The organism is Breoghania sp., assembly GCF_030066895.1.
Lineage (GTDB): Bacteria > Pseudomonadota > Alphaproteobacteria > Rhizobiales > Stappiaceae > Breoghania.
Window position 1 is genome coordinate 1 of the sequence record NZ_JASJAV010000003.1, and the last position, 20,382, is coordinate 20,382.

Sequence of the window (20,382 nt, forward strand, 5' to 3'; positions counted from 1 at the left end):
GATCTCGTCGAGGAACGAGTTCTTGGTCAGCAGCGTGGTGGTGGCGAAGGCCGACAGCGCCATGGCGGTGAGCGGCAGAACCAGATGCCAGAAATAGTCGACGATACGCACGCCCCAGGACAGGCTTTCCCAGTCATCGGAAACGAGGCCGCGCAAGGGGAACCAGTCGAAATACGACCCGCCTGCGAAGAGCACGATCAGGAGAACCGCGAAGAGAAAGCCCGGAATGGCGTAGCCGACGATGATGACGCCCGACGTCCAAACATCAAAGCGCGAGCCGTCCTTGACCGCCTTGCGCACGCCGAGGGGGATGGAAATGCCGTAGGACAGCAACGTCATCCAGAGCCCCAGCGAAATGGAGACCGGCATCTTCTCCTTGATCAGATCGATGACGGAGATATCGCGGAAATAGCTCTCGCCGAAATCGAAGCGGGCATAGTTCCACAGCATCTCGCCGAAGCGGGTGAGCGGCGGCTTGTCGAAGCCGAACTGCTTTTCCAGCGACTTGGTGAATTCCGGATCGAGCCCCTGCGCGCCGCGATACTTGGAATTGATGGATTCCCCGCCGCCGCCCGCCTGGGCCTGCTGGCCGCCGAAATCGCCGCCACCGCCGGAAATGCGCGAGGTTGCGGACACGTCCGTGCCCTGCAGCTTGGCGATAATCTGCTCAACCGGGCCGCCGGGAGCAAACTGAATGATAGCGAAATTGATCGCCATGATGCCGATGATGGTCGGGATCATCAAAAGCAGACGTCTTAGAATATAGGCGCCCATAGGCGAGGATCTCGTTTCGTGTCATTTGGCCGGAAGCGATGGCCTTTATCTGCGATTGGACTCGGAAAACGTCATGAATTCGGCAGGGGCGGAAATTCAGTCAAGCTTGCCGATTCGCTCCGTCTTGTCTTGGTCGTACCACCACGTGGTCTCAACCGGAAAACCGTAGACCGGAGGCTCTTTCGGCTGACCGAACTTGTCCCAATAGGCGACCGTATGACTGGCCTTGTACTAGTTGGGCACTCAGTAGTGTCCGGCCCTCAGGCCCCGGTCAAGAGCGCGCGCGGCGATGGTCATCTGTTTGCGTGATGTCGCATGGATGACCTTTTCGATCAGCGCATCGATCGCCGGGCTGGCGATGCCCGCAAGATTGGAACTTACCGCCGTCGTCGCCGACCGGATGCCCCAGAACTCGCGGATCGCTTCGCCGGGCGTGGCCGCCAGTGCGTAGCGTCGGCTGGTGACATCGAAGTCGAAATTGTTGAGGCGGGCCTGATACTGCGAGGGATCGACAAGGCGGAAGCGCGCATCGATGCCGAGGCGGATGAGCGCATTGGCGAAAGGCTGGACGATCCGCTCGAAGCTCGGTGAATTGGCGAGAAACTCAATCGTTAGCGGCTGGCCGTTCTCATCGATCAGTTGCTTGCCCTGCCGGATCCATCCCGCCTTTGTTAGAAGCGCGTTCGCACGGCCCAGCAGCTTGCGATCACGGCCCGAGCCGTCGGAGACGGGAGCGGTCCAGACCTCACCGAAAACCTCGTCGGGCACCTGGCCGCGGAAAAGCTCCAGCAGTTTCAACTCCTCCGGCGAGGGCTTTCCCATCGCCTTCATGGGAGAGTTCTCGAAGAAGGAGTTCGTGCGCGTATAAAGCCCGTAGAAGAGGGGCTCGTTCGTCCATTCGAAATCGAAGGCGAGCCCGATCGCCTCGCGCGTGCGCGGATCGGCGAACTTCTTGCGCCGAGTGTTGAAGAACCACCCTTGAGCTCCCGACGGGCGCCCATCCGGATAGGTCGTCTTGATCACGCGCTTCTGGCGCATGGCGGGGAAATCGTAGCCGGTCCCCAGGTCTGGAGACGAATCCTCGCGGAAGGTCAGATTGCCCTTCTTGAAGGCCTCAAACGCGATATCGCGCTCGCGGTAGAATTCGATGCGTAAGCGATCGAAATTGTAGGCGCCGCGCGAAACGGGCAGATCGCGTGCCCACCAGTTCTCCACCCGGTCGTATTCAATGGAGCGGCCCACATCCACGCTGCCGACCTTGTAGGGGCCGGAGCCGAGCGGCGGCTCGAAGGTGGAGGCGGTGAAGTCGTGCGTTTGGTAATAGGCGCGCGAGAAGATCGGCAGCGCTGCGACGGTGAGGGGAAGCTGGCGGGCTGCTTGCCGGAAAAGGCCACCTCGACAAGATCGTTGGAAACCGCGCGCGCCTCGACCATTTCCCCAATCGTCTGCATGATCGCCGGGTGCCCCTTTTCCTTCAGCAACATCAGCGAGAAGGCAACGTCATGCGCGGTAAGCAGCGTGCCATCGTGGAACTGCGCTTCGGGGCGCAGGCGGAAGGCGTAGACGTTACCGTCATCCGACACCGTGACGCTTTGCGCCACCAGGCCGTACATGGCGTCGGGTTCGTCTAGCGCACGGGTCATCAACATGTCGAAGCAAAGTTCCATGCGCGGCGGGGCGTTGCCCTTTAAGACGAAGGAATTGAGCGTATCGAAGGTGAGCGGGTTCTGGTTGTAGCCCCAATCCGGCGGCGTGAAGGCCATCGTTCCGCCCTTGGGCGCATCAGGGTTGAGATATTCGAAATGTCTGAAATCAGGCCCGTATTTCAGATCGCCGAAGACAGACAGGCCGTGGTGCGTGCCCGATCGCGTCTCCGTTTCGGCGCGAAGCGCGCTCAGCGGCAGGAGAGATCCGAGCACGGCGCCCGCGCTCATCGTCAGAACAGTGCGGCGGCTGAAGCCACGCGTCATCGCGGGTCTCCCACCTTCGCGGCCTTTTCCTTGTCCCACCACCAGATCTCGGGAAAGCCGGTTGTGTATCCGGTCATGTTCTTCGGGTGCCCGAACCGGTCCCAGCGGGCGGTGCGGTCGACGTCGAGATAGAACTGCGGGATCACATAGTGATGGGCGAGCAGAACCCGGTCGAGCGCATGGGTTGCGGCGACCAGATCCTCGCGCGTCTTGGCGAAGATCACCTTGTCGATCAGCGCGTCCACGCCTTTGTCCTTGATGCCCGCATAGTTGCGCGACTGATTGCGGTCGGCTGCTTCCGAGCCCCAGTAGTCGCGCTGTTCGTTGCCCGGCGAGAGCGATTCACCCCAGGCCAGCGTCGTCATGTCGAAATCGCGGCTGCGGATCCGATTGATATATTGCGGCGTGTCCAGCACCCGCATGGTCAGCGTGATGCCGATGCGCTTCAGGTTGTTGGCAAACGGCAGGACGTAGCGCTCGGAATTCGGGTTGTTGTCCATGAATTCGATCTCCAGCGGCTCGCCCATCTTGCCGTTGACCAGTTGCTGCCCCTTCAGCTCGTACCCGGCCTCCTTCAACAGGGAGAGCGCCTTGCGCAGGTTGGCGCGCATCTTCTGCGGATCGCCGCCGACAGGATTGGTATAGGGCTTGGTGAAGACCTCAGGCGGGACGAGATCGCGCACGCTCTCCAGAATTTCCAGCTCCTTGCCCTTCGACAGGCCGGAAGAGGCCAGTTCGGTACCCGCAAAGTAGCTGTCGATGCGCTTGTACTGACCGTAGAAGGTGGTGCGGTTGGCGGTCTCGAAATCGAAAGCGTAGTTCAGCGCTTCGCGTACACGCTCGTCCTTGAACTTGTCGCGGCGCAGATTCATCACGAAGGCCTGCATGACGCCGCGCGCCTTATCGGGAAAGGATTCCAGGATGACCTTGCCTTCCTTGCGGGCAGGGAAGTCATAGCCGGTCGCCCAGTTCTTGGCACTGTTCTCCTGACGGAAATCGAACTGATCGCCCTTGAAGGCCTCCAACGTCACGGTCGTGTCACGGTAGGAATCGTAGCGGATCTCGTCGAAATTGTTGGTCCCCTTGCGCACCGGCAGATCGGCGGCCCAGTAGTCCTTCACCCGCTCGTAGACCACCCAGCGGTTTGCCTCGAAGTCCTTGATGCGATAGTGACCGGAGCCCAGCGGCGGCTCAAGGGTGCTCTTGGAGATGTCGCGCTTCTTGCCGTTGGCGTCGGTTCCCTCCCACCAATGCTTCGGCAGAACCGGAAGCTGACCCATGATGTTCGGCAGCTCGCGATTGTTCTTCACGTCGAAGGTGAACCGCACGACGCCGTCAGCGACCTTCTCCGCCTTGACAACGTTGCGATAGTAGAAGCTCTGGGAGGGATTGATCTCGACCAGCTTGTTGAAGCTCCAGATCACGTCCTCGACGGTGATCGGCGTGCCGTCATACCAGCGTGCCTTCGGATTCAGCCGAAATTCCACCCAGGAATCGTCGGCAGGATGCCGGGTGGCCTCGGCGATCAGCTCGTATACGGCAGAGATATTCAGTTCATCCAGCGCCGGCTCCATCAGCGAGTCCATCGTCAGCCCGATGCCGGGCGCGGGATTGCCGCGGGGCAGGATCGGATTGAACGTGTCGAAGCCGCCCTGCGTCGCCAGCCGCACACGCCCGCCCTTGGGCGCATCGGGATTGACGTAATCGAAATGGTCGACATCGGGCCCGTATTTCGGCGTGCCTGTCAGCGCCGTCGCGTGTACCCATTGCGGCCCGTCATCGGCTGCGGAGGCGGCGAGGATCCCGCTCGTGGCAGCAAAGAGAGGCAGGAGGGCGGCAAGGAGAGTGCGGGAGAAAAATCCAGGCATTGATCCTCGGCAGCATGAAGGTGAATCACCAAACCGGCGCGAGTACCTACTAGGTCACGGTTGGCCGCGTATCACAAATTACGAAGATTTCATGATCTCAAGCTCACCTCGTAACGCGGAGGCGGACGCTTCACCGGCAATTGCGAAAGACGGTCATGAAAAAGGCCGAACGCAACTGCGATCCGGCCCTTCCCGATCCCGTATCAGCCCCCCTATCGGGCCAAGAGCCTACGGGCCAAGAGCCCTACTGGTCGGCCGGAGCAGCCTCGGCGGGCGTGGCGTCCGGCTCGGGCAGCGGCTTGGGGTTCTCATCGAGCGTGTGCAGGTAGACGATCAGGTCCGCGCGATCATCGGCCTTGGAAAGGCCGGCAAAGGACATCGCCGTGCCGGGGATGTGATCCTTCGGCTTGGTGACGAACTCGCCGATCTGCTCGAAGGTCCATTCCGGATGCTCTTCGGCGAAGGCGATCATGGCGGAAGAGTACTTGAAGCCCTCGTGGCCGGCGGGCACACGGCCGACCACACCCCACAGGTTCGGGCCGACCTTGTTGGCGCCGCCCTCTTCGAACGTGTGGCAGGCGACGCACTTCTTGGCGACCTTCTCGCCCTTGCCCGCATCCGCCTTCGCCAGCATCTGGGCAAGCGACAATTGCTCTTCCTCTTCGGCAGGCTGAGCCCCTTCCCCTGCGCCATCGGCAGACGCCACAGCGATCGGATAACCGGGAACCTCAGGCTTATGGCTGTCGAAGATAATGTCGGACGTCACCCCCAACGCCATGATGACGAGAAGGGAGAGCAGAACTGCTCCGGCGATCTTGTTCAGCTCGAAGCTATCCATGTCGGCCATTTCTCCGCTTGACTTACCGCCAGGGAGCGACCGGCAGCAACCCTCCCCGTCCCTGTCAGCATCTTTTCTCCAAAATCGCCGGAAACTACAAATTTTTTGACGTCGCTGTCCATAGGTATAAAATAACCACTTCCTGCGTCATTGGTACAAGAGCGTGATATGAAGAGCGCGGCGGAAGGCATTTGAGATCCCGCACGCTCCCTCCCGCCGGTACGCCGGAACTGCCCATGCGTCCCCGAAGGCCCCGATAAGGACGAGCCGCTTTGCCGGAGACGCAGCGACGCCGTTCCAAGACTTTGAACCCGATCGATGCCGCGGATCGCCGGCCGGCCCCGTCGGCCCCGCGTCGATCTCCGCATCGATCCAGGAGTGCTTTCCTTGATGTCTGCTTCCACTGGTAGCTCCGCCCGCCCCCCGCGCGTTCTCGTGGTGATCCCGGCGCGCATGGCCTCCTCGCGCCTGCCCGACAAGCCGCTGACCGATATCGCCGGCAAGCCGATGATCGTACAAGTCCTTGATCGCGCCCGCGAAGCCGATCTGGGCCGTGTCGTGGTCGCAGCGGACGATGCGCGCATCTGCGCGGTGGTGGAGGCGGCCGGGGGACGCGCGGTGATGACGCGCAAGGACCACGCCTCCGGGTCCGACCGGGTGCGCGAAGCCGTCAAGAAGGCCGATCAGAATTGCGACATCATCCTGAACCTTCAGGGCGACGTGCCGCTGATCGATCCGGCCTCGCTGGCCGCAGCGCTCGATCCGCTGAAGGATCCGGCCGTCGATATCGGAACGATCATGATCGAGATCCGCGACGAGGCGGGCCGACAGGATCCCAGCTTCGTCAAGGCGGTGACCACGCCGATCGAGGGCGGCCGCCATCGCGCGCTCTATTTCACCCGCGCCACGGCACCGACGGGGGAGGGGCCGCTCTACCAGCATATCGGCGTCTATGCCTGGCGGCGCGCGACCCTGGAGCGTTTCGTCGCCCTGCCGCCTTCGCCGCTTGAATTGCGGGAAAAGCTGGAACAGCTTCGCGCCCTGGAAGCTGGCATGCGCATCGACGTCAGCCTGGTTCCGGCAACGCCGATGGACGTCAACACGCCTCAGGACCTGGACCGCGTGCGCGCCGCTTTTGCGGAACTGGCCGTCGCCGACAAGGCCTGATCACAAAAAACCGATAATTGGTACAAGAAGTCCCCCAAGTCCCAAGGACCTTAGCAATCATGCCGCATATGAAGAAGATCGTGTTCCAGGGAGAGCCGGGTGCGAATTCGCACATGGCCTGCCGGGACGTTTATCCCGACTATGAGTCGGTTCCCTGCGCGACCTTCGAAGACTGCTTTCACGCGCTGGAATCGGACGAAGCCGAGCTGGGCATGATCCCGGTGGAGAATTCGGTTGCCGGACGGGTGGCCGATATCCATCACCTGCTGCCGCGCTCTTCCATGCGTATTATCGGTGAATATTTCATGCCGATCCGCTTTCAGCTGATGGCGCCTCCGGGCGCCACCATCGAGGGACTGAAGAGCGTGCAGAGCCACATCATGGCGCTCAGCCAGTGCCGCAAGCTGATTCGCCGCCTGGGCTTGACCGCTGTGGTGGGCGCGGATACGGCCGGGTCCGCCCGACAGATCGCCGAACGCAACGATCTGACCGCCTCGGCGCTTGCCCCGGATCTGGCCGCAGAGGCCTACGGGCTTGAAATCTTCGCCCGGGATGTGGTGGATGCGGCCCACAACACCACACGCTTCCTGATCCTGGCGCGCAACGACATGCGCGCCGCCGACAACAGACAGCACGTTATCACCACGATCATCTTCCGGGTGCGCAACGTGCCGGCAGCCCTCTACAAGGCGCTCGGGGGCTTTGCCACCAACAACGTCAACATGACCAAACTGGAATCCTACCAGCTGGAAGGGCAGTTCTTCGCCTCAATGTTCTATGCGGATATCGAGGGTCACCCGGACGAGCACAACGTCGCGCTGGCTCTGGAGGAACTAAAGTTCTTCTGCGCCGAGTTCAAGATGCTGGGCGTCTACCGCGCCAGCCCCTTCCGCGACAAAATCCGTGAGCCGGAAGCCAACCGGGCCCTGAGACCCACGCCCGGGATCTGACCCCTTCGTATCACCGGCCCGCGCAAGCGGGCCGTTTTGCGGCAAACTCACCCCTTCCGACCACCAACGAACGGACATCTGAATGACCGATCTGACTTATGACGTTCTCGGTATCGGCAACGCCATTGCCGACGTCTTCGCCCATGTCGAATCCGACTTTCTCGTCAAAGAGAACCTGGTGAAGGGCTCCATGCGCCTTGTCGATACCGAGGAGGCCGAACGTCTCTACGGGAAGATGGGCTCCGCCGTCAGTATGTCGGGCGGCAGCGCCGGCAACACCATTGCCGGTCTCGCCTCGTTGGGCGGCAAGGCTGCCTTCATCGGCAAGGTCGCCGACGACGAGCTCGGCGATGCCTACGGCCACGACATGCGCGACATCGGCGCGCATTTCGCCACCCCGCCGCTGATCGGCAGCAATCCCACCGCCCGCTGCATGGTGCTGATCACGCCGGACGGCGAGCGCACCATGAACACCTATCTGGGCGCGTGCACCGAACTCGGCCCCGACGACATCGACCCGCAGGTCGTGGGCGCATCCGCCATCACCTACATGGAAGGCTACCTGTGGGATCCGCCGACCGCCAAGGAGGCGTTCCGCTGCGCCATGGACATGGCGCATGCCGCCGGACGGCAGACCGCGCTCACCCTGTCCGACAGCTTCTGCGTCGACCGTTACCGCGGAGAGTTCCAGGATCTGGTGAGAAACGGCGACGTCGACATCCTGTTCGCCAACGAACACGAGTTGAAGGCGCTTTACGAAACGTCCGACATTCACACCGCGGTCAACGCGGTGCGCGAGGATGCAAAGCTCGCGACCGTGACGCTGTCGGAAAAGGGATCGCTCACCGTCACCCGCCACAAGACCTATCAGGTGCGCGCCAACCCAGTCGATGAGGTGGTCGATCTGACCGGTGCGGGCGATCTTTACGCAGCTGGCTTCCTGCTCGGCCTGGCGCGCGACTATCCGCTCCAGCGTTGTGCGGAACTCGGCTGCATGTCGGCCGCGGAAGTGATCGGCCACGTAGGAGCACGGCCCAACGGCTCGCTGAAGACGCTTGCCACCCAGAGTGGTTTCGACGTCTGATCACGAAAACCACTGCAGAAACACGAACGGGCGGTTTTTCGAAACCGCCCGTTTTTTTATCGGAAATTGCAGAACGGATTACGGCAGGATCGCCAGGGGCGCCGTGCCGTAGGTACGTGCGGTTTCCTGCAGCATCGCGATATCCTCGTCCGCACAGGGGATGCCGTCGCAGCGATAGGTTGCCTCGCAGCGCGCGCCGCGCTCGCCCGGCATCAAGACCTCATCGAAACCTTCGGCGCGCGGCAGCTCGTGCACCGTGCGCGCTAGGATTTCTATGCGCTCGCTGAATCCATCCGGGGTCACGAACAGGCCGGGCTTGATCGCCATGAACATGTGGTCCACATCCTGCGGCCGTTCCCCGCCGTAGAGATCGCCGACACTGCCGGCAAAGCCCGCACCCGCGAACACGCCGCTCATCAGGTCCATCAGCATCGCCAGTCCCGAGCCCTTCGGCCCGCCAATCGGCAGAACGACGCCCTCGAAGGCGGCCTTGGGGTCCGTGGTCGGCCGGCCTTCCGCATCGAGCGCCAGTCCGGGAGCGATCGGCGTGCCGTGGCGCATGGCACGGCGGATCGCGCCGCGCGTGGTGATGGCGGGCGAGAAATCGAGCACGAAGGGCGCGCCTTCTTCCAACGGCGCACCGGCGGCAAAGGGCGAGGTGTCCAGAAGCGGCGCGCGGCCGCCCCAGGTAGGCATGGCCGCAGGCCCATTGGAAAAGGCGAAGGAGATGAACCCGGCCTCGGCAGCCTGCAGAATGTAGGCTGCCGCCACGCCGTAGTGATTGGAGTGGTTGGCTGCGACCATACCGATGCCGAACTCGTCGGCCATCTTGATCGCTTCATCCATGGCGCGGGTCGCAACCAGGAAGCCGAGTCCGTTGTCCCCATCCAGATGTCCGACGACCAGCGTCAGCTTGGTTAGCTTCAGATTGGGCTTTGCGTTGATGAGACCGTCGCTCAGCCGCTCCATGTAGACCTGCATGCGGGTGATGCCGTGGGTGTTGATACTGCGCAGGTCCGCGCGCACGAGGCAGGCGGCAACGACCGCCGCATCCGCACCGGACAATCCGGCATGGCTCAGCAGATCAACGCAGAAATCGACGGCTGCAAGCGGCGTCACGCGCCGAGAGGTCTCGCTCATGGGGCTCCTTCGCCCGCGGCCAGCTGTTTCCGGCCGCTCGGCAGGTTCTCGTTCGCGACGTTGTTTAGCGGAAGAGCGACAAGAAAAACAATACCATGAGACCGCTCACCGACGATATGCGACGGTCACGTAGCGGCATGGAGAGCCGCACGGGCCAAGCCATGTGCTTCGCCCGTGCAGCCTATTTCATCGTGAGATCGATCAGCCCGCCGCCGAACAACCGATCGCGAGAATGTTCCAGATGCGCCTGCATCAACCGGCTCGCCTCTTCCGGCTTCCTGTCGCGAATGGCCTCATAGATCGCCGTGTGCTCCTGCAGCACGGCTTCCAGGCTCTTCGCCCCGTCGCGCATCAGCGTCTGCCGTGCAGCGCCATGCCCACGTTCACGTGATCGCGCAGAGCGTCGCCTCGAAATACTGGTTGTTCGACGCCTTGGAGATGGCGAGGTGGAAATCGAAATCCGCATCCTCGCGGTGCTGCTGCGAGCCGGTGGCGTCGCGCAGCAGGTCGAGCGCCTGCTCGATCTCGTTCAGGATCTCGTCATTGTGGCGCTCGGCGGCAAGTTCGGCGGTCTTGGTTTCCAGATTGAGACGGAATTCGTAGCAGCGCTGGATATCGGCCAGCGTCTCCACACGGGCGAAGCCGACGGGCGTGGATTGCGGCGCACGGACATAGTTTCCCGCGCCCTGTCGAGAATAGACCAGCCCTTCCTGGCGCAACCGTTCCAGTGCCGTGCGCAAGACCGGCCGCGACACGCCGAATTCCTGAGACAGGGTATTTTCGGGCGGCAATTTCTGGTTCGCAGGGTAATCGCCGTTCGAAATACGACTGAACAGTGAATGATAAACCCGATCTGCAAGCGACTTGCGCTGCTTCATTCTGATTTCCTTCAGAGATCGCGATCCGCAACCGCACTCAACAGGCGAACAAGCGTGTCCGGTTCTCCGAAGCCGCCCGATTTTGTGACCACATCCAGCCCGCCATCCACCCTGACCGGCCCGTCAAGGGCGCGGGAAACCGGAAGGCTGGGCAGGACTTCTCCCTTCAGTTCAAGCAGGCCGACATTGAGCCGGCGCAGAATGGCGGCGGCCGTTTCTCCGCCGCAGGCAAACAGTGTCGCCGGCGCAAGCCGTTCGACCAGCGCGCCGACCCCGGAAGAAAACCGGTTTTCGGCATCGCGCGCGGCAACCTTCTGCGCGCCTTCAACCATCTGTACGACCAAGAGATCCCCCCGCTGTACGTCCGGACCAGCTCCGTTCGGCGCACAGACGAGCACGTCCATATCCAATGCAGCGATCTGCCGCAACGTTATTGGATCGCGGGACCCGACGGCGACGAGAACGGGAGCCGCGATCGCCAGCGGCGCGCGCGCCGGATCGTCGCCCCTGGCGGGAACGAGCCGACGGGCAAGAGCGTGCGCCAGACCGACCGCGCCTATGAACAGCGTCCCGGCCAGATCGTCGGGAAGGATCTCGTCGAAATCTTCGTCCCGCCGAATGTCGGGAATGGCCACGGGCCGGTTGAGGATTTCGGAGACATCGATCGGGGTCTCGACCCCGACCCCGGTCACCGCACCATCGATCACGAAGCGGCCCAGGCGCGGAATCGCGGGCGCGGGCAGAACCGGACGCGGCACCGAAACGCTCAGCGCATCGACTTTGGCAGCGACAGGGCCCTTCAGACGGCTGTCGACCTTTTTCATCAAGATGCCGTCGAAACGACCGACAACCTCGCAGGCCCACCCAACAGCGGCGGCGGCGTCCTCATCCGACAGCTCGCGCGATCCCGTCGAGAGGGCGACGACATCGGCGCCTTGCGCCAGCGCACCGGCAAGATGCCCGGGATCGAGGGCAACGATCACCCGCAGACCGCGCTCGGCAAATGCCACCGAGCTGTCGAGCGCACCGGCCAGATCGTCTGCAATGATGAGAACCTGTGTCATTTCAAACGCCATTTCCCAAGCCGCGCCGCGAGAGGACTCGCGAAGGTATACCGCATCGTGCGCGGATTGTTTGTAAACCTGTATTTTTATTCATCCGGCTTGGCAAGGATGGATTTTAAACAAAATAATTATCTGTTTCGACAGATTTTTCCACCCGCCCCGCCGCGCCCTGCGACAATTTCGATGGCAGGATGCGGACATAAGGGATGACAAATATCCATATCTCCAGCAGTTTTGATGCCTCAACGGCATCAAGCAAACGGAATTGCGGTCACGATAAACAAGAACGAAGACGGATGCCGCTGCGTCATTTTGCGTCAGGCGAATAAAGGAACACCAGTTGCTGGCGTGTGCCGGAAGGCAGGCATCAGCGACGCAACCTTCTGCAACTGGCGCAAGCGCCATGGCAGCATGGCCCCGTCGGAGGTGAAGCGATTGCGGCAACTGAAAGAGGAGAAAAATCGTCTGAAGAAAATCGTCGCGGACCTGACGCTCGACAAGACAATGCTGCAGAACGTGCTGTCAAAAAAGCTCTGAAGCCTGCCCCGAACTTCATCCGGGGCCTACCGGCGGTCCATGTTCTTTTGCGTCGGGAGGACCGGACAAAGGCGGTGTATTCCAACGATGTCAGGGCCATGAATTTCGTTCATGCCAACCGGCGACCGGGAAACCCCACTGATATCGAGTCTTTCAACGGCAAGTTCCGCGGAGAATGCCTCAACGCACACGGGTTCCTGACGCTTGACGACGCCCGCATGAAAATCGAGGAATGGCGTGAGGACAACAACACGGTCCAGCCCCGTGGTGCCGTCGGCAACAAGCCGTCGATCGCACTCATGAAAGGCACATCGGCGGCATTGGCTCCCTGCGTCAGCCCCCGGCAAATTCCAGTCCGGGACGATCCAAATCGGGGGAGCACTTCAACGTAATCTTAGCGGCTCTCGACCTTCGCAATCGCGGCATCATTCCTTGCCAAAGCCGCCACGGCGTCACGCCATGCAGTGTCGCCCGGGTAGAGCTGCGAGCGCAGATATGGGAACGCACCGCCTGAACAAGTGCCGGGTTCTCATCCATCGTTTCGGAGAAGTCATAGCCGGAAATGTCGCCAAATATATGCTTGGCGCCGATAAAGGTCAGCAGGATCTTGTTGCCTGCGGGGCTCTTGCTGTAGGCGTCCCAGCGGTAGCTGAGCCGGGTAGAGAAAGCCAGGTTCAGATCCAGATCTCCTGCGATGATCAAGGCTGTTCCGGTCATCTTGGAAAAGTTGGTGTATCGCAACTGCGCGGAGCGCGATGCGGCGGCCGATGACGTCTCGCTGTCGGCTTAACCCGGAGGAGCAATCAGGAACCGCCCCCCACCTTGATGTACTTGTCGGAGATGTCCTTTTCGCGAGGATCGTTGGGATCAAGAACCTGCGCGCCCATCAGGAAGCCCACTGTTCCACCACCCGCAGAGTGGCCGACGGCAGCGACCTTATCCTTGTCAAGTCGCCCGGACAGACCGGGGACGGTTGCCTCGATCGTGTCGAGATGGTCCAAGATGTTAGTGGAAGTCCATCACGCGGTCGTAAAAAAAGTTGGGGCATCCGGCAACTCACTGCTCCGAAGACCGAGAACCTTGGAGTCCAAGTGGGTGGGTTGGATGACAACAAAACCATGCGCCGCCCAGAAGTCCGCCAGCAGGCCATATCCGTGCAGGGAGGATGCGTAATTCGTTTCCCCGTGGCCATGCGACAGCAGGATGATCGGAAGGTTCGCACCGGTAACAGGCATCGAAACCTTCACGCCTAGGGGCATGGGGCGGTCTGGAACATCGAACGTAACTGAAGTGTAGCTGACGAACGGCATGCTCTGGTTCACGGGGAAATTCCCTTCTTCGCCCACCGGTTTTCGAGCACTTGGGGCAAGGGAAATCGAATGGACCGTCTCGCTAAAACTCAGGAGCAGCAACATTGATGTGCCTGCGGCGATCAGAACTTTTTGTTTTGAGGAAGAGACTAGGTTCATGTGTCATTTCGACTCCTGAAAACGTTGCCAAGCAGCCTGCTCCCCACCGGTCATCGGCAATTGAGGTAGTCTGGAAGCCGCTTCGGAACTGTAATAAAAGGGACGATACTTCGTTTATACGGAATACATGTCAAATTAGCAAGGCAAATAATGGTAGACAAGTTTGAGGAAGGGCATCGGGAACCAATGACCGTCTCCCACGATCGTCCGGTTCGAGCCGATGCGCGACGCAACATCGAGGCACTGCTGAAGGCCGCAAGGGATGCCTTCAACTCCTCAGGCGTCGATGTGCCCATGCGGAAGATCGCTGAAGCCGCGGGCGTTGATGTGGGTACGATCTATCGGCACTATCCCACGCGCGCCGATCTCGTCGTGGCCGTCTTCAGGCGTGAAGTCGATGCGTGTGCGGAGAAAGCCCGGACCATTGCCCAAACCTATAAGCCGGAAGAAGCACTTTAAGACTCTGGATTGACCGCTTCGTGACGTTCCTTGACACGAAGCACGGGCTGGCGGCCGCTCTAAACAGCGGTGAGCCTGCCTATGATGGCTTGTTCGCTCATTTCAAATCAACGCTGCTCCCAACACTGGCCGAGTTGCTGGATGCTGCAGCTGAGGCGGATGAAATCCGCCAGGGGGTCCAGTGCCGAGGACCTGATGTTTGCGATAGGCAACCTCTGCGCTTACCGGTATCCAGACGATCCGATGCAGACCAGACGCAGGTCGCCCTGCTTCTGGATGGGCTGAGGGTACCTGAGAACGAGCTGCAACGATTTCCCTGACCTGCTCCCCTCGAACGTCCTCGGTGTCTTAGTTAGTCGGTTCAGGCCTGGCAACGTCCATGCATAAACCCGATACGAGTGTCTGTTCTGTTGAACATTGGGCCGATACCTGCAGATCTCCTCTCGGCCCCAAAACCGCCACCCGAGGAGAGGCACCGAAGAACCGCACTCCCTTCATTGCGGCTAACTTCTTTGACCTCAGTTCGTCGTCTCCCGGTAAATTGGGAAACGGAAAGAAATCTCCCTCCGGTGAACGACTTTCATCCTTCCCTCACCCCGCCAGCCACTCCCAGAGCAGCCCCCGTACCACGACTGAGTCTCAATCCGCGCGCTCTTCGAGCGGATATGATCGCTCTGCCCCTCCGATACGCGTCCATCCCGTGCGGGTTCGACGACGCCAAGCCCAAACTAATGGAGGTACGAAGGGGGTACGAACAAGGAGGTGCAAGGCCTTCCGAAGGCAATTTCAAAAGCTTAACAAAATTAATACCTTATTGCGCCGTAGGATGGATGGTGCACCCGGCAGGATTCGAACCTGTGACCTCTGCCTTCGGAGGGCAGCGCTCTATCCAGCTGAGCTACGGGTGCATGGCGTCAGCGCCAACGGCGCGCGCGGGTGTGTGTTGCATAGCCTAATCAATCGTCGCAGGCAACCGGATTGACCGCCCGATATTTCAACCCGAACGCAAAGATCACGATCCCTGCATCGGCAATCCGGCGCGCAACGCTCAGAACGACACGATCCCGCGGCGGGCCATTGGTCCGCGCATCAGCGGGCACGCTCGTCGGGTGATCGGATCGACCTCGGGGCGCGGGACGACGGCGGCGGTGAGGGCCCGGACTTGGCTAGAAATCCAGATGATCCACGACGCGACTCAACAGGCCCTTACGCGGGGTCGGCCCACGGGCAGGCGTCTTGGCGCGCTCACCGGCATGCGCCTTGGTGTTGTGAAACTCCAGCACCAGAAACATGCGCTCGTCGTCGGTGAACGCGCTTCCCTTGACCTGATAGTTGAGCGCGCCGCCCAGAAGACTGTGCACCGGGCAGACAAGGCCCGCTTCGCCGCCGTCGGACTCGATGTCCGTGCGGATCTGGTTGAAATCGTCGAGACGCATCAAAATCTGCGTGATCGTGTCGTTGCCCACATGTTCGCGCCGCAGGCCAAAGGCGCGCAAGGCGGCGGCGTTTGCCGCCATGATGACGTTGTCCTCCTGGCTGACCGCCATCGCGGGCGTCGGAAGCCGGTCGAAAACCGCGCCCATGTTGATCGCGTCAGGATCGGTCACCTCGCCCGCAAACAGCATGCTCTGGCCGCTGTCATCCACGCCGAAACGCTGGCAGCGGAAGTTCAGCGTCACCGTGGAATTGTCGGCGAGCTGGAAGCGCTGCTGGGCCTTAACCGCGGTCTTGCCGTTATCCAGCAAAGCCGAAATAGCAGCGACGAAACTCTTGCCGAGGACATTCGCCGAGGCGCGGATATGGCGCGCAACCACCAGACGCTCGTCGGAAATGCGGAAGGTGTGGAGGAACTCGGGGTTGGCGGAGTGGATCAGGCCGCTGCCGTCGAGCAACAGAATTGCGGAGGGCGACATGGACATCAGCCGGTTCAGCAAGGTCAGAGCGTCCTGGAGCGCCACTTCGCGCCCGACATCCTCCTCGTCCTCGCAGTTGCGGAACACACGCCGCGCACCACGGGCGCGCCGGATTTCGTTTCCGCACGGATTGCAGCACTTTCGATGTGAGTGGGAATTCCGACCCGGTTCATGACCGTGAAACGCACGGGACCGTGATGGCCGTCACGCAGCGCCGATTCATAATGGCGCAGCAGATTGGAGCGCTCTTCCTCGCGATAACGGGAGACGACGTCGCTCAGGCGCTCGGTCGACTGGGGGCGGATTTCCCCTGGCGTCTCCGCGAAGATGCGCTGCCAGGTAATCGTGTTCTTGTGGGGGTCATAAACCCAGGTCGCCACACGGAGCAGCGACAGGAGACCATCCGTCTCCGAATCCATCGACGCACCGCCGCCCAAAAACACGCTTTTCCCTTCAGGCGACATCTTCGTCTCCGAAGCAGTCGCCATCGGCTTTGCCTTACGCTGAGTTGCTTCGGCCATAAACCCCTTATCCGCGTTTCTCCGTGCGCACGACTTTTCCGGCGTATCTGTAACCGCCAAGCCCTTAATATTCCGTTTTCCAGATAGGTTTCATTGTCCGGATTTCGAAAATCGACAGATGTTTATCGCCTTGTTTTCAAATAATATTTTTCAACGACATGGAAAAAGTACGAGAAGAAAGCTCGCGCTGAGGTAGGTGAACAATGTGTTACCGCTCATCATCATCAACGTGCGGTTACATCCGGATTCACAACAGATCTTCCGGTTGTTTTTCTCTCGACCGACCGTGAATTGCGCAGGCCGGAACCATTGCCCCGCGACAGACGCCTCGACCACATTCTTGATTTTTCCGAACATAGCAAGAACAATAGCGCCTCGCTATCTGGAACCAGATGCCATGAACATTTTCGAACAATCCATCGCCGCCGGGCTGATCGACGGGCGCCAATCGGAGGCGGCGCTCATGGCACCGCGCGGGGTCTCGCGGCTTTTGCGGCGCTCGGGCGCGGCCTGCGTGATGGAATTCACCTTGCCGACAGGACGACGCGCCGACCTTATCGCCATGGGCGCGAAGGGAGAGATCTGGATCGTGGAAGTGAAATCCTCGGTCGCCGATTTCCGCTCCGATTCAAAATGGCCGGATTATCAGACCTGGTGCGACAGGCTTTTTTTCACCACCCACCCGGAAGTGCCGGCAGACATCTTTCCGCAGGAGACGGGACTGATCATGTCGGACAGGTTCGGCGCCGACGTCCTGCGCCAGGCACCTGAGCATCCGCTCCCTGCCTCCAGGCGCAAGGTGTTGACGCTGAAGCTTGCCCAATGCGCGGCAAACCGCCTGCACGATCTGATGGATCCGGCGATGATACGCGGCGAGGCCAGTAGCGGGTTCGGGCTTTGAACGGAACGGACAGGGCGCCCGGCCATACTGAGGCGCGATTGAGCGGACGCGTCAAAGGGTCTTGAACGAGGTCCGGAAAATTCGCAATCGTTGCAATACCCTATTCAAACGCTATCGTTCGCAGCCGATTGAAACGATTGCCGCGCCGCACCTCCACCGGCCGCCGTGCGACATCGTGAATGGATATGCCCCGAATGGATGAACAATGACTGTCGAACTGCGTGGCCACCACCTTCTGTGTCTGCTGACCTATGTCGGGAACGGCTACAGCGCCACCTTTTCCGCCGCCTACGACAAGGTCGTGGAACGACTCAATTCGGGCAAAGAGGTTGAGATCGTTCGCGGGCCCGATGCGATCTGCCGGGCGCTGATTGCGGAGGAGTAGGAGCCGCACTGTTTCCTGGCGCGCGTGAGCGGGCGCGACGGACGGGCTATGGAGGCGATCACGCAGCTACTCGGTCGCGAGATCGGCGAGGGCACGCGGATCGTACTGAACCACGACATCGTGTACCGCCTGCGCAGCGCGTTTGCGCAAGGGACCATTCGTCAGGCTTGCGAAGAATGCCCTTGGTACCGGCTGTGCACGAAAGTGGCGAGAGCAAATTACCGGAGGTGCGGCTGCTCTCCCACCGGAAGCGAGAGCTGAGCCGTTCCCCGGCGCCATGACGATTGCGTCGGAATCGACGGCGTCAAACACCCCCCCGCTCGCTCAGGCGGGCTCGCCCGAGCAACGATACGGTCATGACGACCTTCTGCTCAACGCATCACTTTCGGGCACGCCCTGCTTAGCGCGGAGCGCGCTTGGCCAGGATACGCTGCAGCGTGCGGCGATGCATGTTCAACCGACGGGCGGTTTTTCCGAGACATTGCAGTCGCAAAGCTCATAAACGCGCTGGACTGGATATGCTCCCAGCGCACTCGGTCTGCCGACATCAAATTTTCCGGCGGGGGAGCCATCTGGTCGAGCTTGCGGGTCAGCGCGGCGAAGATATCGTCCGCATCCGCAGGCTTCGACAGATAGTCGATCGCACCCAACTTCACGGCGGTCACTGCCGTGGCAATATTGCCGTATCCGGTGAGGATGATGGCGCGCGCATCGGGATTGTGTTCATGCAAGGAGCTGATCACATCGAGACCGTTGCCGTCGCCCAATCGCATGTCAACCACTGCGAAGGCAGGAGGTTCGGCCGCGATCCGGGTCTTTGCCTCCTCAACGCTATCCGCAGTGAGGGTTTCAAAGCCGCGCTTTTCCATCGCCCGAGCCAGCCGCTGCAGAAACGGCTTGTCATCGTCGACGATCAGAAGGCGAGCACCCGCAAAATCGCCTTCAAGTGGCTCACTCGGCACATCGTCTGTCATTTGTATTTCCTGCAATTCTGGGAGGCAGAGCAACCCCATACACCCCGCTTATAAGAGAATCGACGCCCTTGGGCAATCGAGCCTCCCCATCCGTTCCTCCCCCCTGTCGCTGCATTTCTGCGGCGTTCCGCTCACGCGAACCGCACTTCCTCCGTCGCAGCTGCGGAATCCTCTGCACTCTCCAGCGCAATGCGCGGCCATACGATCTGCACGACCGCGCCTCCCTCCAGGCTATTGCGCAACGACAGGCGAGCGCTCGTGCATTCGAGCAACGTCTTGGCGATGAAGAAACCAAGACCGAGGCCGCCGGCATTCGCCTGGGCGGCCACCTCCGTCGGCCGCGCCCGCGAGCGCGCCCGCGTCGTGACATAAGGTTCACCGATCCGATCGATCACTTCATCGGCGAAGCCCGGTCCGTCATCGGCGATGGTGACAGACACGTTCGCATCGCTCCAGTTCAGCCGGACACTGACGGCGCTGGATGCGAAATCGACAGCGTTTTCCAGAAGATTGCCGAGCCCGTAGAGGATTGAGGCATTGCGCCGGACCGTCGGCTCGCCCTCGTCGCTTTCCTTGATGATGGTGATGGTGACGCCGAAAGCGCGATGCGGATCCGCCACCTCTTTGACCAGATGCGACAGGCGCAGGCTCAGGAACGACTGATCGCTGGAAAGCGAGGTGAGCTTGCGCAGGATCTCGCGGCAACGGTCACCCTGGCTGCGGATCAGGGTGACGTCCTCACGCTGGCTGCTGCCTTCCGGCAGATCCATTTCCAGTTCCTTTGCGGTGAGCACGATGGTCGCCAGCGGCGTGCCGAGTTCGTGCGCGGCAGCCGCCGCCAGACCGTCAAGGGCGTGAAGATGCTGCTCGCGTTCCAGCGTCAGTTCGGTGGCTACAAGCGCTTGCGACAACTGCCGCGCCTCGGCGGCCACCTGGAACGTGTAGAAGGCGAGGATGGCGAGGATGGCGACAAGCGCCGTCCACACGCCGAACTGATAGATGCCGAGAAGTTCGAAAACCTCGCCTTCCTGCCAGGGCAGAGGCAACTGGTAGAAGGCGAGAAGACTTGCGGCGATCACCACGACCCCGCCGAGCGCGACCGTGTCGCGGGGAGGAAGGGCTGCGGCAGAAACCGTGACGGGCACGAGCAGCAGCAACGAGAAGGGATTGCCCAGCCCGCCGGTCATGAACAGCAGGCCGGAAAGTTGCAGGACGTTGTAACAAAGCAACACGGCGGCCCAACGTTGCGGCAGGCGCTGCACCTTGGCGCGCACGAGCTTCAGAAACAGGTTGAGCCAGGCCAACAGCGCAATCAGCGCGAAGACCAGGCCCAGAGGAACCTTGAAGCCGAACCCGTAATTCACGACGAGAACCGCCGCCGTCTGCCCGGCAATCACCAGCCAGCGCAGCCGAACCAGCGTATCGAGCTTCAGCAGCCTTTCGCCGAAATCATTGCGGGCAGGGGCTGTGCCGAACACGAAGGCTCTGTT

20 protein-coding genes, 1 tRNA gene and 4 pseudogenes are annotated in these 20,382 nt (G+C 61.2%); 8 read left to right on the top strand and 17 right to left on the bottom strand.

Annotated elements, in window-relative coordinates; all coding sequences use genetic code 11:
• From QNJ43_RS05140 to QNJ43_RS05155, 5 genes and pseudogenes are all read right to left on the bottom strand, one after another.
• Positions 1-774, bottom strand: a 774-nt coding sequence (locus QNJ43_RS05140) for an ABC transporter permease subunit (protein ID WP_300467987.1), incomplete at its 3' end; no start/stop codon positions are given.
• A gap of 243 nt (positions 775-1,017) precedes the next feature.
• Positions 1,018-2,118: an extracellular solute-binding protein gene (locus QNJ43_RS26760; RefSeq protein ID WP_346432892.1), complete on the bottom strand. Its 1,101-nt coding sequence runs from the start codon at positions 2,116-2,118 to the stop codon at positions 1,018-1,020.
• A 71-nt stretch (positions 2,119-2,189) separates the two neighbouring features.
• A pseudogene (locus tag QNJ43_RS26765) lies at positions 2,190-2,744 on the bottom strand (ABC transporter substrate-binding protein); the annotation flags it as partial.
• Entirely contained in the window at positions 2,741-4,612 is a 1,872-nt protein-coding gene (locus QNJ43_RS05150; RefSeq protein ID WP_300467989.1) for an extracellular solute-binding protein, read from the bottom strand. The gene QNJ43_RS05150 and the pseudogene QNJ43_RS26765, both read right to left, overlap by 4 nt.
• Positions 4,613-4,856: 244 nt before the next feature.
• The gene (locus QNJ43_RS05155; RefSeq protein ID WP_300467991.1) at positions 4,857-5,450 is read right to left on the bottom strand and encodes a cytochrome c family protein; all 594 of its coding nucleotides are present in this window, start codon (positions 5,448-5,450) and stop codon (positions 4,857-4,859) included.
• 390 nt (positions 5,451-5,840) lie between these two features.
• Here QNJ43_RS05155 and QNJ43_RS05160 point away from each other — a divergent pair, with 390 nt between their 5' ends.
• From QNJ43_RS05160 to QNJ43_RS05170, 3 genes are all read left to right on the top strand, one after another.
• Positions 5,841-6,617, top strand: coding sequence for a 3-deoxy-manno-octulosonate cytidylyltransferase (locus tag QNJ43_RS05160; RefSeq protein WP_300467993.1), 777 nt, complete (start codon positions 5,841-5,843; stop codon positions 6,615-6,617).
• A gap of 59 nt (positions 6,618-6,676) precedes the next feature.
• A complete protein-coding gene (locus tag QNJ43_RS05165) occupies positions 6,677-7,567 on the top strand; it encodes a prephenate dehydratase (RefSeq protein WP_300467995.1) in 891 nt (296 codons plus the stop codon).
• A gap of 82 nt (positions 7,568-7,649) precedes the next feature.
• Entirely contained in the window at positions 7,650-8,651 is a 1,002-nt protein-coding gene (locus tag QNJ43_RS05170) for an adenosine kinase (protein WP_300467997.1), read from the top strand.
• Positions 8,652-8,729: 78 nt separating this feature from the next.
• Here the strand turns inward: QNJ43_RS05170 and QNJ43_RS05175 are convergent, their stop codons facing one another.
• The 4 genes from QNJ43_RS05175 to QNJ43_RS05185 all read right to left on the bottom strand — a co-directional run bounded on the left by QNJ43_RS05175 (position 8,730) and on the right by QNJ43_RS05185 (position 11,733).
• Complete coding sequence (locus QNJ43_RS05175; RefSeq protein WP_300467999.1) at positions 8,730-9,791, bottom strand: Ldh family oxidoreductase; 1,062 nt, start codon at positions 9,789-9,791, stop codon at positions 8,730-8,732.
• Positions 9,792-9,972: 181 nt separating this feature from the next.
• The gene (locus QNJ43_RS26770; protein ID WP_346432863.1) at positions 9,973-10,143 is read right to left on the bottom strand and encodes an FCD domain-containing protein; all 171 of its coding nucleotides are present in this window, start codon (positions 10,141-10,143) and stop codon (positions 9,973-9,975) included.
• Positions 10,144-10,174: 31 nt separating this feature from the next.
• Entirely contained in the window at positions 10,175-10,669 is a 495-nt protein-coding gene (locus QNJ43_RS05180) for a FadR/GntR family transcriptional regulator (protein ID WP_346432864.1), read from the bottom strand.
• Between the two features lie 11 nt (positions 10,670-10,680).
• Complete coding sequence (locus QNJ43_RS05185; RefSeq protein WP_300468001.1) at positions 10,681-11,733, bottom strand: four-carbon acid sugar kinase family protein; 1,053 nt, start codon at positions 11,731-11,733, stop codon at positions 10,681-10,683.
• Positions 11,734-12,042: 309 nt separating this feature from the next.
• On the opposite strand from QNJ43_RS05185, the pseudogene QNJ43_RS05190 reads away from it, so the two are divergent.
• Both QNJ43_RS05190 and QNJ43_RS05195 read left to right on the top strand, forming a co-directional pair.
• Positions 12,043-12,264: pseudogene (locus tag QNJ43_RS05190) on the top strand (transposase); the annotation flags it as partial.
• 128 nt (positions 12,265-12,392) lie between these two features.
• Positions 12,393-12,521: pseudogene (locus tag QNJ43_RS05195) on the top strand (integrase core domain-containing protein); the annotation flags it as partial.
• 82 nt (positions 12,522-12,603) lie between these two features.
• Here QNJ43_RS05195 and QNJ43_RS05200 read toward each other — a convergent pair.
• From QNJ43_RS05200 to QNJ43_RS05210, 3 genes are all read right to left on the bottom strand, one after another.
• The gene (locus QNJ43_RS05200) at positions 12,604-12,987 is read right to left on the bottom strand and encodes a hypothetical protein (RefSeq protein ID WP_300468003.1); all 384 of its coding nucleotides are present in this window, start codon (positions 12,985-12,987) and stop codon (positions 12,604-12,606) included.
• A gap of 86 nt (positions 12,988-13,073) precedes the next feature.
• Positions 13,074-13,271, bottom strand: coding sequence for a hypothetical protein (locus tag QNJ43_RS05205; protein WP_300468005.1), 198 nt, complete (start codon positions 13,269-13,271; stop codon positions 13,074-13,076).
• Positions 13,272-13,289: 18 nt separating this feature from the next.
• Positions 13,290-13,739, bottom strand: coding sequence for a hypothetical protein (locus tag QNJ43_RS05210; RefSeq protein ID WP_300468007.1), 450 nt, complete (start codon positions 13,737-13,739; stop codon positions 13,290-13,292).
• Positions 13,740-13,889: 150 nt separating this feature from the next.
• Between QNJ43_RS05210 and QNJ43_RS26775 the strand changes: the two genes are divergently transcribed.
• On the top strand, positions 13,890-14,198 hold the full coding sequence (locus QNJ43_RS26775) for a helix-turn-helix domain-containing protein (protein WP_346432865.1): 309 nt from the start codon (positions 13,890-13,892) through the stop codon (positions 14,196-14,198).
• A gap of 831 nt (positions 14,199-15,029) precedes the next feature.
• Here QNJ43_RS26775 and QNJ43_RS05220 read toward each other — a convergent pair.
• The 3 genes from QNJ43_RS05220 to QNJ43_RS05230 form a co-directional block, all read right to left on the bottom strand.
• Positions 15,030-15,106: transfer RNA gene (locus QNJ43_RS05220), tRNA-Arg, on the bottom strand.
• A 258-nt stretch (positions 15,107-15,364) separates the two neighbouring features.
• Positions 15,365-16,198: a PAS domain-containing protein gene (locus QNJ43_RS05225; protein ID WP_300468009.1), complete on the bottom strand. Its 834-nt coding sequence runs from the start codon at positions 16,196-16,198 to the stop codon at positions 15,365-15,367.
• Complete coding sequence (locus QNJ43_RS05230) at positions 16,135-16,599, bottom strand: hypothetical protein (protein WP_300468011.1); 465 nt, start codon at positions 16,597-16,599, stop codon at positions 16,135-16,137. Before QNJ43_RS05230 ends, QNJ43_RS05225 begins: the two co-directional genes overlap by 64 nt.
• Positions 16,600-17,029: 430 nt before the next feature.
• Between QNJ43_RS05230 and QNJ43_RS05235 the strand changes: the two genes are divergently transcribed.
• Together QNJ43_RS05235 and QNJ43_RS05240 are read left to right on the top strand one after the other, a co-directional pair.
• Positions 17,030-17,533 (top strand): MmcB family DNA repair protein, encoded by a 504-nt coding sequence (locus tag QNJ43_RS05235; RefSeq protein WP_300468013.1) that lies wholly within the window; start codon positions 17,030-17,032, stop codon positions 17,531-17,533.
• Positions 17,534-17,738: 205 nt separating this feature from the next.
• Positions 17,739-17,918, top strand: coding sequence for a DUF1284 domain-containing protein (locus QNJ43_RS05240; RefSeq protein WP_300468015.1), 180 nt, complete (start codon positions 17,739-17,741; stop codon positions 17,916-17,918).
• A gap of 400 nt (positions 17,919-18,318) precedes the next feature.
• Here the strand turns inward: QNJ43_RS05240 and QNJ43_RS05245 are convergent.
• Positions 18,319-18,892 (bottom strand): annotated as a pseudogene (locus tag QNJ43_RS05245) (ActR/PrrA/RegA family redox response regulator transcription factor).
• A 131-nt stretch (positions 18,893-19,023) separates the two neighbouring features.
• A complete protein-coding gene (locus QNJ43_RS05250; RefSeq protein WP_300468017.1) occupies positions 19,024-20,370 on the bottom strand; it encodes an ActS/PrrB/RegB family redox-sensitive histidine kinase in 1,347 nt (448 codons plus the stop codon).
• Between the last annotated feature and the right edge of the window lie 12 nt (positions 20,371-20,382).